12 protein-coding genes are annotated in these 8,562 nt (G+C 62.5%); 5 read left to right on the forward strand and 7 right to left on the reverse strand.

Going from position 1 to position 8,562, the window contains the following annotated elements; all coding sequences use genetic code 11:
* Positions 1–99: 99 nt before the first annotated feature.
* Together I2487_RS11415 and I2487_RS11420 are read right to left on the reverse strand one after the other, a co-directional pair.
* A complete protein-coding gene (locus tag I2487_RS11415; RefSeq protein ID WP_207169430.1) occupies positions 100–1,422 on the reverse strand; it encodes a Y-family DNA polymerase in 1,323 nt (440 codons plus the stop codon).
* The gene (locus tag I2487_RS11420; RefSeq protein ID WP_207169429.1) at positions 1,404–1,832 is read right to left on the reverse strand and encodes a LexA family protein; all 429 of its coding nucleotides are present in this window, start codon (positions 1,830–1,832) and stop codon (positions 1,404–1,406) included. Before I2487_RS11420 ends, I2487_RS11415 begins: the two co-directional genes overlap by 19 nt.
* 316 nt (positions 1,833–2,148) lie before the next feature.
* Between I2487_RS11420 and I2487_RS11425 the strand changes: the two genes are divergently transcribed.
* Both I2487_RS11425 and I2487_RS11430 read left to right on the forward strand, forming a co-directional pair.
* Positions 2,149–2,736 (forward strand): nucleotide-binding protein, encoded by a 588-nt coding sequence (locus tag I2487_RS11425; protein WP_207169428.1) that lies wholly within the window; start codon positions 2,149–2,151, stop codon positions 2,734–2,736.
* Positions 2,729–2,959: a hypothetical protein gene (locus I2487_RS11430; RefSeq protein WP_207169427.1), complete on the forward strand. Its 231-nt coding sequence runs from the start codon at positions 2,729–2,731 to the stop codon at positions 2,957–2,959. Before I2487_RS11425 ends, I2487_RS11430 begins: the two co-directional genes overlap by 8 nt.
* 145 nt (positions 2,960–3,104) lie before the next feature.
* Here I2487_RS11430 and I2487_RS11435 read toward each other — a convergent pair whose 3' ends face one another.
* The 3 genes from I2487_RS11435 to I2487_RS11445 all read right to left on the reverse strand — a co-directional run bounded on the left by I2487_RS11435 (position 3,105) and on the right by I2487_RS11445 (position 4,371).
* Entirely contained in the window at positions 3,105–3,407 is a 303-nt protein-coding gene (locus I2487_RS11435; protein ID WP_106124081.1) for a histone-like nucleoid-structuring protein Lsr2, read from the reverse strand.
* Between the two features lie 437 nt (positions 3,408–3,844).
* Positions 3,845–4,105, reverse strand: coding sequence for a type II toxin-antitoxin system RelE family toxin (locus tag I2487_RS11440; RefSeq protein WP_106124080.1), 261 nt, complete (start codon positions 4,103–4,105; stop codon positions 3,845–3,847).
* A gap of 20 nt (positions 4,106–4,125) precedes the next feature.
* Positions 4,126–4,371: a type II toxin-antitoxin system Phd/YefM family antitoxin gene (locus I2487_RS11445; protein ID WP_207169426.1), complete on the reverse strand. Its 246-nt coding sequence runs from the start codon at positions 4,369–4,371 to the stop codon at positions 4,126–4,128.
* 175 nt (positions 4,372–4,546) lie between these two features.
* Here I2487_RS11445 and I2487_RS11450 point away from each other — a divergent pair, with 175 nt between their 5' ends.
* Together I2487_RS11450 and I2487_RS11455 are read left to right on the forward strand one after the other, a co-directional pair.
* On the forward strand, positions 4,547–5,011 hold the full coding sequence (locus I2487_RS11450) for a hypothetical protein (RefSeq protein WP_207169425.1): 465 nt from the start codon (positions 4,547–4,549) through the stop codon (positions 5,009–5,011).
* Positions 5,008–5,316, forward strand: coding sequence for a transcriptional regulator (locus I2487_RS11455; protein WP_207169424.1), 309 nt, complete (start codon positions 5,008–5,010; stop codon positions 5,314–5,316). Before I2487_RS11450 ends, I2487_RS11455 begins: the two co-directional genes overlap by 4 nt.
* Positions 5,317–5,427: 111 nt before the next feature.
* Here the strand turns inward: I2487_RS11455 and I2487_RS11460 are convergent, their stop codons facing one another.
* Together I2487_RS11460 and I2487_RS11465 are read right to left on the reverse strand one after the other, a co-directional pair.
* Positions 5,428–6,753 (reverse strand): ISL3-like element ISPfr2 family transposase, encoded by a 1,326-nt coding sequence (locus I2487_RS11460; protein WP_207169423.1) that lies wholly within the window; start codon positions 6,751–6,753, stop codon positions 5,428–5,430.
* 107 nt (positions 6,754–6,860) lie between these two features.
* A complete protein-coding gene (locus tag I2487_RS11465) occupies positions 6,861–7,172 on the reverse strand; it encodes a putative quinol monooxygenase (RefSeq protein WP_076807938.1) in 312 nt (103 codons plus the stop codon).
* 107 nt (positions 7,173–7,279) lie between these two features.
* Between I2487_RS11465 and I2487_RS11470 the strand changes: the two genes are divergently transcribed.
* Complete coding sequence (locus I2487_RS11470; protein WP_207169422.1) at positions 7,280–8,221, forward strand: GlxA family transcriptional regulator; 942 nt, start codon at positions 7,280–7,282, stop codon at positions 8,219–8,221.
* Positions 8,222–8,562 lie beyond the last annotated feature (341 nt).

Here is an 8,562-nt window from a genome sequence, read left to right on the forward strand (position 1 = left end):
GCACGGCCAACAACGTCTCGTACTCCCCCGGTGCTGGTGCATCCTGCTCCATCTGAGTCACCGTCATCTGCTCCCACGTCCTCGTCGGTTCTCGGTGTCCTACTTTGCGTGCACGATAGGCAGCTCTTCCCACTGGGCGGTGTACCTCGGGCTGCGCATCTCGCGCTTCATCTCCCACGCTTGACCGACCTTGAGCCCCGCAGCGCCCAGGCCTATCGAGGGCTGATTCCACTTGGACTTGATCGACTCGATGAGCGGGGCGATATTGCGGTCCTCGTGAGCATCAGCGAACAGATCAAACGTCGCGGCCTGGCCAGGTTCTTCAAGATCGGTGAGCCCAATACCGGCCTTGGCGTACCTGGTGCCCTCCGTGAGTTTCGGCAGGAGCGCGTTAACCTCGCGAGTCAGGGTCACCGGATCAGCCGTAGGCGAGGCCAGCCGCACGGTCACAGTGGGCTCATTGCCTGCATCGCTGCTGTAGGCACTGGTCTTGGCCCACACTGTGAGGGTGCGGGCTTCACGGTGATTGCGCCGTAGCCGATCTGAGGCCCGCTGCGCATACACACTGAGCACCTGGGCCATTTCAGCCTTGGTGGTGACCGGCTCAGAGAAGGATCGAGAGACGATCAATTGCCCCTTGACCTCTGATTCCTCTTCGAAGGGAAGACACGGTGTGCCGCGCAGTTCCAAGCACAGTCGCATAATGACCACGCTAAAGCGGTCACGAAGCATCACCGGGTCTGCATCGCGGAAATCCTTCACCGAGTACATGCCCCGACCGATGAGCTTCTTCGCCATGCGGCCGCCAATCCCCCAGACCTCATCGACTGGAAGGTTGGAAAGCAACTGTTCCCGGTGCGCTTCTGGGACGGCTTCCCACACGCAGACCCCGCCCAGGTGATCGAGCTTCTTGGCAGCCCGGTTACTGAGCTTCGCCAGCGTCTTCGTGGTCCCGACACCCACGCAGACAGGGAGCCCGATATGTTTCCACATGCGCTCTTTGACCATCTTTGCCCAGGTCTGCAGCTCGGAAGGGGTGCCGGTGAGTTTCACGAAGGCTTCATCGATGGAGTACTTCTGCACCTGAGAGGCACACTCGCCCAGGACGCCGATGAATCTGTCTGACATTTGCCCGTACAGCTCGTAGTTCGATGATTTCGCTACCAAACCCATCCGTTCGGCGGTCTCTGAGAGTTTGAACCAGGGTTCGCCCATCGTGACCCCGAGGGCCTTGGCTTCGGTACTGAGCGCGATCGCGCACCCATCGTTATTGGAGAGTACGATGACCGGCCGGCCCCGCAACGTCGGGTCAAAGACCCGCTCGGCCGATACGTAGAACGAGTTCACATCGATCAGAGCGATGTACTCCCGCATCTCCGAGTCAGCTGAGATCGAGGCGGTATCTAGAGGTTGTGGATGCATTTGATGACCACTCCCCAGATATCAAGCTCGGAGAGCCCTTCGACTTGAATCGAGGGATAGGAAGGGTTCTCCGCTTGGAGCACCACTCCCCCGTCGATCAGCCTCAGCCGCTTGACGGTCATCTCGCCGTCGAGAACAGCGACCACCACGGACATGTCCCGCGCTGTGAGTGAGCGGTCCACGATGAGTTCATCTCCATGGCTAATCCCAGCGCCTTCCATGGAGTCCCCCGCCACGCGGACAAGGAACGTGCTGTTGAGATCCCGGATCAAGTGCTCGGTGAGATTGATGGGCGCAGTTTGGTAGTCCTGGGCCGGAGACGGGAATCCCGCCGCGACGGACCCGGGTGCCTTTCGCAAGCCAGGGGTGTGCTCGGTTTCGTCGAGACTCTGGATCTGGTCGATACGCATGAGAGCCTCAGTATCTATCGAACATACATTCGATAGCAACAGGCTTCTAAAGTACACCGTTATACCGGGAGCGGTATCTAAGTCTAAACCGATCCCGGTTTAGAACTATGTACTGTAATACCGGAAACGTTATTGCGGTATTTAGCCGGATAGGCGGGTCTGTACAGCGGTATCGCGGTATCACGGTATTAGGGTCTGTACTGTAATACCGGGAACTCTAGTGCGGTATTTAGGCTGATGGGCGTGTCTTTGCAGCGGTATCGCGGTATCACGGTAATACTGGCAGTACTGGAATACCGCGATAAGGAAGAGTTGGATGCGCATTGCGATCGTGAACAGCAAGGGCGGAGTAGGGAAGACGACCACCGCCATCTACCTCGCTACCGCCGCAGCGCGCGACGGCAGGCACGTCGAGCTATGGGATGCAGATATCCAAGGGTCGGCAACTGAGTGGGCATCCCGCGCTCAGGATGAAGGTGAACCGCTGGAGTATGAAGTCCACTCGGTGTCGCTGCCGAAGCTTCGCCGCAAAGAGACGAACACCCCATGGGTCTTCGTTGATACCCCGCCGGGGCAGGCAGAAGTTATGCAAGCCGCAGTCGATTTTGCTGACTTCGTCATCGTTCCTGTCATGCCAGAACCCATGGGACTCGATCGCGCTTACGCCACTCTCGACGGGCTGGCCCACGGAAAAGATGCCGCCCTGCTCCTAGGAGCCGTAGATAACCGAGAGAAACTCACTCTGACCACGCGCGATGTCCTTGCCGACGAGGCTGCTCCGCCCAAATTCACGACCGAAATTCGTCGACGAACGGCGATCTCGCAGAACACCTATTCGCGCCCACACAAGCTTTACGGATACGAGACTGTCTACAAGGAATTGAAGGAGATCGCCGGTGAGTGACATGAAATCAAAGCTGGCCAATCGGCGGGCCCAGCAGCAAGCCTCGGAACCGAAGCCCACTTTCACGTCGGCCAAGGGGAGTGCGGAGCAGACGAAGCGCACGTCCTACGATCTTCCGGTTTCTGTGCACCGCCGACTGAAGCTTGCTGCGGTAGAGCAAGATCGGACCCAGGTCTCGATCCTCATTGAAGCGCTCGAGGCCTGGCACGCACAGCAAGCCTAAATACCGGAAACGTTATTTAGGGTACTACCGTCACTGGTGAATCCTAGGCGAGAACGGCCTGGCACCGTGATCCGATGCGGGAGACGTGTGGCCTGGCGGGAGCCCCAAGCTCCCACCAGGCCACACGTGCGTGTCGAGTCGGTAGTTACCGCTTCTTGGCGTTGCGGTAGGCCTCGACGACGTCACGGTGCAGCCGACCTCTGGATGAGACTTCGTGCCCGTTCTTGATCGCCCAATCACGGATCTGGCGGGCCTCATTCTGCGGGGTGGGCGGCGCGATCGCGCGCCCCTTCCGGATGTACTGCTTCAAAGTCTCCCGCAGCTCCTTGGCATGATCCTCGCTGAGATCGATCTCGTAATGCCGAGCATCAAGCCCGAACGTCACGGTCTCCTTCGCCTCGCTGCCATCAAGGTCATCTACAAGAACAACTGCTACCTTCTGCGCCATTTCGATACCTCACTCGTTAGTTGAAGAACCGGCACTTGGGGCCTGACTCTTCGAATCCACTTCACCGGGGGAACGGTCCCGGAGAAGGTGTCGCTCACATTTCATGAAGTGGAAAGTGTAGTCGGAGACGATGATTTCAGTCTCCAGGTTTTTTCTAGGTGGATGTCTGGTTCTGCACATCAACTCGACTGCAAGAAGAGTCTGTGGACGGTTGTGCGTCTGGTCTGAATCGTGGTCCAACTCAAGGATTATTTGCGATAGCAGGGTGACTACTCCGGAGCGCTTCACGGTGGGGGAGGGGTGCCAAACTTCAGCATCCTTCGGGTCACAGGTTCGGTCGTCTTGCCCCTTCAAGCGGGTCACCGAGGACACGAGGCGTGGCGAATCCTGCTGCCCGCCTCCGTGGCGAGGGCTCGCTGGCTCCTTTGAGGTTGGCTCTAGCGGTATATCTCGCGTCGGTGTCCCACGCGCAGCACCAACACCACCAGCTCTTGATCCTCGATGTCGTAGACCACCCGGTACTGACCTACTCGGATGCGGCACTCTCCATCACCACCGCTGAGCTGGACATACCCCTGAGGGCGCGGGTCTCGAGCGAGATCTTCGATGGCTTCCTTGATCCGCAACCGGTCACTGGGGTGGATCTTGCGGAAAGCTTTCGCCGCAGAGGGCTTGTACGTGATCGAGTACGGCGGCATTGAGAGGCGCTACTCCTGGCTCAGAGGCCGAGCTCGGCCATCAGTTCCTCGTGGGAGAGCTGGCCATCTTCGCTGCGTGCTTCCCGGGCGCCGCGAATATCAGTCTGGTCTTCAAGGGCCTGGACCGCGCGGTCGAAGAACTCGGGGGAGACCACCACGGCTTTGCGTCGGCTGCCACGGCTAAGGATCTCCACCGGCTCGCGCTGCGCGTCATCGAGGATCTTGCTCTGGTGAGCCCGGAAGTCGCTGAGGGTTGTACTGGTCATGAGCTAAGAGTACATCTTGTACAAGTAGGGCTCAATCGCCACTAGTTGGGGGCGTCTCACTCAATATTGGTTTTCTGAGACTCGAGTGGAGTACGGGTGCTGAGGTAAGCCCCGATCAAGGAAGTGTCGGTGCGGATACTTGACCCGCGGGAAAGAAACCTAGATACTTTCCTGTATGGAGAAAAACTCTGAGGAAAGCGACGCACTCGACGCGGTGGCTACCGCCCGTAGGAGACTCGCCGAGCGGCTATACACTCCATGGTGGTATCACCCGGTCCTCGGTCTGTTACTCGGCACCCTCGTACTCCAGCTCGGCGGTGTCCTCGGTCGACCTGCGATGTTCCTCATCCCGGTGCCTGTGCTCGGCATCATCGTGTTGGGGCGCATCTACCGGCGTCTGTCCGGTATCGACCTCTACGGGGACGAAGCGCTCGACGGGGGCCAAAGCGGGCGGTCACTGCTCGCCATCTATGTGTCTGGCATCACCATCTGCTTCGCCGCGGGTTTTCTGCTGGGCAATCAGCTCGGCATTGCCTGGACTCCTTGGGTGATCGCTGCGATCCTCGTCGTGGGCACGGTCGTTGTGGGGCGCCGCTATGACGGGCTGCTGCGCACACAGCTGAGAAGTGCCGCACCATGACCGAGGAGTCAATCGACGACGGCCTCGATCCGCTGATCCACGAGATCGTTCGGTTGCGCATCTGCGCGACCCTAGCGGCCACGACGGCGGTCGAGGCAAAGACCCTCAAGGAAGTGGCCGGGATCAGCGACTCGGCACTCAGTAAACATCTGCGCCGCCTCACCGACGCTGGCTACGTCTCGCAGGCCCTGGGCGCATCTCGTGGGCCTGGTCGTCCTCGGACCTGGGTCTCCCTCACTGCGCGCGGCCATACCGCCTACGCCCAACATGTGGCAGCGCTGCAACGCCTCACACGGAAACCCTGACAGGTCCGGCCCAGCCGGATCGTCCGTGCCGTAAATGTTGGTTTCTGACCACAGATCGACCGAGACTCGGAACTGAGCGATACGCCTACGCCGTTGTAGTCAGAAACCGGCTCATCCCAATCGGGGGTGTAGGAGTTGGGGTCTGAAGCCGCCGGTCTCGAGCAGGCTTCGGGCGATGTAGTTGGTCAGGTTGCGGAACCCGAGTGCGGAGCCGCGCAGGTGTTCGAGCCGTCCGTTGAGTGCCTCGGTCGGCCCGTTGCTGGTGCCGGGTCGTTCGAAGTAGGCGAGCACGTCGGCGGCTCGCTTCTTCAGGGTCCGGCCCAGGGTGGTGAGCTCGGTGAGCACCTTGGGGACGCCGGCGCTGAGGTCGGTGATCAGCTTCTCCATGAGCTCGCGGCCACGTTGCCGGTCCTCGTGGCGATAGGCGGCGATCATCCGCTGGTAGACACCCCAGGTCGCCTCGACCTCGACGTGAGCGTCATCAACGAACAGCGCGCGTAGCCTGTCGCTCTGCTTGTCGGTGAGCAGGTCCGCGCCGGTGTGCAGCGTGCGCCGCGACTTGTAGAGCGGATCGTCCCTGAACCCACGGTGCCCGTGGATCGCGAGTTGGACCCGGCGCCGGCACCTGTCGAGGGCGTCACCGGCCAGGCGCACGACGTGGAAGGGATCCATCACCGTGACCGCGTCCGGGATCTCCTCCGCAGCGGCGGTCTTGAACCCGGTGAAGCCGTCCATCGCGACCACCTCGACCGCGTCACGGAAGGCGTCGTCGCGGTCGGCGAGCCAGGTCTTGAATGCCGCCTTCGACCGGCCCTCGACCATGTCCAGCAGCCTTGCTGGGCCGGCGCCATCGCGGACCGGGGTGAGGTCGATGATCACGGTGACGTACTTGTCGCCACGCCTGGTGTGGCGCCAGACGTGCTCATCGACGCCAATGACCTTCACGCCCTCGAACCGCGTGGGGTCGTTGATCAGCAGCCGCTTGCCTTCGGCCAGGACCGCGTTGTTGGCGGTGTCCCACGCGACCCCGAGTCCCTCGGTGACACGGGCGACGGTGAGGTGTGCGACCACGATCCCTTCCAGCGCCCACCGCAGCCCGGTGCGCGAGAGCTTCGCGCGTGGCTCCGCCGCGGCGCTGGTGTCTTGGCGCCACACGTGTCCGCAGTCGGCACAGCGGTAGCGGCGCACTACAACTTCCAGCACGGTCGGTCGCCAGCCCAGCGGCTCGTGGTCCAACCGCCGGATCACGGTGTCACGAGCGGCGCCTTCGCTGCCGCACCGTCGGCACCACTGATCTGGTTCCACCACGCGGCACGCGAGGACCGCACGATCCGGTTCAAGTCGTTGCCCGATCACGCTCAGACCGAGGCCGTCGAGTCGAGCGAAGGCGGTCAGGTCAGGGCGGCCGAAGCCGGCCGGCGGGGTAGCGTCGGACACGTCGAGGTCTTTCGGATGGATGGCGTAGGAACCTCCATCGTCGGGAGACCTCGACGTCTATCTGCGGACCGACTCGGCGGGGCGCGATCGTCTCGTGCGTTGGCGGACTACGGGAGCTTGGACGCGAGGACGTCGGCCGCCAGGATCTCGGGTGCTGCGCCGAGGAGGTGCTGGTTGGCCATCAGGGCTGCGACGATGGCGCCGTTGGCGTGGGCGTCGCGAGCGGCCTCGTCGGGGAATGCATCGAAGATCCAGAAGGTGTCGGCGTGGGTCCTAGCCGCGAACCAGACAATCGTTCCTACTTCTTCGTTGGCGAGTGCGACAGCGCCGGCGAGCAGATCGGCGACCGCGTCGTGCTGTCCATCGGCCGCGACGATCTTGGCGACGAAGGCATACGGAAGTGATGCGGGTGTGGACATGAGGAGTTCTCCTTGACGTCGGGGTTCTTCGTGGGGCAAGTTCAGCATATGACGAGCGAGGGCCGATGGGGAGTGGCGTATACGGCAGTATTGCTATTATTCACGCCATGCGTATCGGACTGATCGCGATCGACGGCTGCTTCGGTTCGGCGGTCGCGTCGGTCATCGACATCGTGCGGGTGGCCGACGGAGCCCGCGGCGATGTCGACCCGCGGATCGACCCGATCGAACTCGCCATCCTCGGACCGAAACGGCGAGTGACCACGACGGCATCGATGACCCTGTCGGTGGACCACCCGCTGTCGGAGTCCGGAGAGTTCGACGTGGTCGTCGTCCCTGCGCTTGGAACCCTCACGGCCGCCGCGACCCACGACGCCCTCCAGAGCCGAGATGCTCGTTCGGTCATCGCCTCACTCGGGCGCCTCGACGAGGCGACCACCCGGATCGCCGCGGCGTGCACCGGCGTGTTCGCCGTCGCCGAGACCGGACGGATGCATCATCGGCGGGCGACGACCAGCTGGTTCCTGGGGCCGGAGTTCCTGAAGCGCTATCCGACCGTCGCCCTCGATCTCGACACCATGGTCGTGGTCGACGGGAACCTCGTCACCGCCGGCGCCGCCTTCGCCCACATCGACCTCGCGCTCTCACTCGTGCGATCGATTAGCCCCGACCTGGCCCAACATGTCGCCAAGCTCCTCATCATCGACGAGCGCCCGTCGCAGGCGGCTTTCGTCGCCTACGAACATCTCCGGCACGAGGACCCGATCGTCGTCGAGTTCGAACGCTTCGTGCGCGCCCGCCTGGACGAACCGTTCAACGTCGCCTTCGTCGCGCAGTCGCTCGGCACCAGCCGGCGCACCCTCGAACGACGAGTCCGTGCGGCGCTCAACCTCACTCCGCTCGGCTTCGTCCAACGGCTTCGCACCGAACGAGCTCGGCACCTCTCAGCAACCACGGACCTCACCTCCGCCGAGATCGCGCTACGGGTCGGCTACGCGAACGCCGAGACTCTGCGCTCCCTCCTGCGCAGGGAGCGACGCCGTTCCTGACCTATCGCCATGCCTGTAGCCGGTGTCCTAGCGCTCGGTTGGAACCACCTCTCAGCACGTCGCGTCGACGCTCCTGCGTCGCCCCTGGACGACCCACTCGACACGCCCGCAGCACAGCCCATGTGACGTGCCCCGGCTTCCCGGACGGTCGGGGTTGGGTGGCTGTGATGTCGCTGCGTTCTCGTCGAGAGGGTCAGCAGACCCGATCAGGGTCGATTGGGATGAGCCGCGAAGGCGGTTAGGTCAGGGCGGCCGAAGCCGGCCGGCGGGGTAGCGTCGGACACGTCGAGGTCTTTCGGATGGATGGCGTAGGAACCTCCATCGTCGGGAAACCTCGACGT

The sequence above is a fragment of the Nesterenkonia sp. E16_10 genome (genome assembly GCF_017347085.1).
Lineage (GTDB): Bacteria > Actinomycetota > Actinomycetes > Actinomycetales > Micrococcaceae > Nesterenkonia.